The sequence below is a fragment of the Terriglobus sp. YAF25 genome, assembly GCF_052113305.1.
In the GTDB taxonomy this organism is placed as follows: Bacteria; Acidobacteriota; Terriglobia; order Terriglobales; family Acidobacteriaceae; genus Terriglobus.
The window spans coordinates 1-2041 of record NZ_JBFRCY010000783.1 but is presented as its reverse complement, the minus strand read 5'-3'; the positions used below and the strand labels follow the sequence as shown (position 1 = coordinate 2041).

The 2041-nt window shown below is 53.2% G+C and carries 2 protein-coding genes; one reads left to right on the top strand and one right to left on the bottom strand.

What is annotated here, in order from left to right; translation table 11 throughout:
- Window positions 1-91: 91 nt before the first annotated feature.
- The gene (locus tag AB4043_RS23665; protein WP_442302773.1) at window positions 92-901 is read right to left on the bottom strand and encodes a hypothetical protein; all 810 of its coding nucleotides are present in this window, start codon (window positions 899-901) and stop codon (window positions 92-94) included.
- A 580-nt stretch (window positions 902-1481) separates the two neighbouring features.
- Between AB4043_RS23665 and AB4043_RS23660 the strand changes: the two genes are divergently transcribed.
- Window positions 1482-2041 (top strand): hypothetical protein (locus tag AB4043_RS23660; RefSeq protein WP_442308274.1); only part of this gene is annotated, 560 nt, incomplete at its 3' end.

The window sequence follows — 2041 nt, the reverse complement described above, 5'->3', positions numbered from 1 at the left end:
CAGGAACGACAGGACAAGGGTTCCGCAACCGAAGTCTGAGGTCGAGGATTACCAACTAATACATGACAGTCGAACGAGTTCACCGCAGCAATCAGTGCTTTGCGGGTATAGCCTCTGCCGGTCGACCCGATTCCAGCGCCGACAGTTTGTTGACCTCTTCCTTACTGATGATTCGGTAATCGCTGTAGAGAATCGTCAATTCGGCGGTTCCGCCAAGCCGGATCTCAGTGATGCTGTGGTTGCGTACAGGAAGCCAGAACTCGTTCACTTTCATGTACACCTGCTCAATTTCGCTATTCTTCGTCCAAAAGGAGGGGTTCTTTGCGGGTTCTGCTGCTAAACGGGCAACCGCGAAGTCTCCTGCATCTACCCAGATTCGGCCCCGGTAAAGAAACTTGTCCTTCGTTTTAGGCTCGACGGTGAGCACGTACGTCAAACCGGATGACGTGTTTTCGTAGCCGACCAGTGTGAAACTGTAGTTGTCGCTATTCAGCGCCGCACGCTTCTGAGCCTCCAGGGCCAGGGCCTCTTTTTCAGCCTGTAAGAGCTTTTTGAACACTTTTTCGATAATCATTTTGGATCCGGTTGCAGACCGAATCGTGAATTCCTTTGTACCGGGTGATCGGTACTTTACGTCCACAACCATCTCAGCGCTGCTGCCGCCCGGAAACCCTCGGTATTTCACCTGGTAAATTCGAGTCCCCGAGTAGGCATGAAGCGCCTGGGCACGCTCGATATTTCTCTTAACCAGATTTTCGATGATTTGCTCTGTCAGAAGCGGAGGATTCGTAACCAGAGAGAATCCACCTGGTTGTTGCGCATTTGCCATCTGGCGCTGACCTATACAGAACAAGAGCGGCGAAATCAGTAAAACAGTACGAAATGGAAACCATGTTGTCATTCTGCAACACTTGAATAACGCTTAGATTGTTTCAAAAGACGCGGCTTAAAGAGTGAGCAAAATAGCTCACTCTAAGTTGTTAAGGAGAGGATTACTGCCAGGGACGCTGGTGGCGTACGCGAGATTGCCATCTGGACTGCGTAGTGCGTCATGCTTCGCTATGAGACGCACCGGGCCAGGCCCAATTTTTGCAAAAGGACGATGTCCCACCAATTGAAGTCGGCTCGCGAAGGAAAGACGCATGGTGCAACCTCTTGCCATAGATGCGGACATCTGCGGCTAGACACCTCCAGAAAAGCTTATGTGGTGTGAGTCACATACGCATCCGCATCCTGGACGATCAGAGGATCACCCGTGCGGCGAGCCGGCGCATGCTTACATCGCCTCCACATGCCCGGCGTTCGAGGCTTGTGCGATTCGCGATACGCATATTGCCGCAGCTGGCGAGCACGCGGCAAACAGTGATCAAATTTGATCATCTTTCGCATGCAGATAGGCCAATAATGATGAGGGCCGGGTTCAGGCAACTGCGATCAAGTTAATGCGTGCCTGGCGACGTATCTCCAGAAGGAGATTGAAAATGAAACTTACATCCCTCATCCTGCCCGGCTTTCTGATGACCTTAGTGATCTCATGGAATGGCCTTCTCGCCGGACAAGCGCCCCACCATGACGCCGGTTTAGCAGGCTGTATTACTGACACGCAGCTTTGTGAGGTTCCACGTGCGGAGACGCTCCCCAACATATCTGCGGCGGATATCCGCCAAAGGAGCCTCACGAACTGCAAAAAGGGGGACGTCTCTTGCGACCAGTCGGCGCTCACGGAGCAAGAGGCAACTGCATTAGCGGTCGCCAGACACCAGCGTAATGTCTTGGGCTGCATGGATGGAATCGCGGCGTGCAATCGCGCGATGTTGACTCCGAAGGAGGCGCTTGCAATCGCAAATGCTGAACGGGAACACAATGTCTCGCGCTGCAAGGGTGGGTGGGCGCCATGCGACTCTTCCGTTTTGAGTGCAGGCGAAAGAGCAGCCGTTGCGGAGGGCGTTGCTCAGCGCAATTTGTTCGATTGCCTAAGTCTGATGGATACCTGCAATCACAAGAGTCTTACGCATGCAGAAAGAGCTGCCGTGTCCGATGC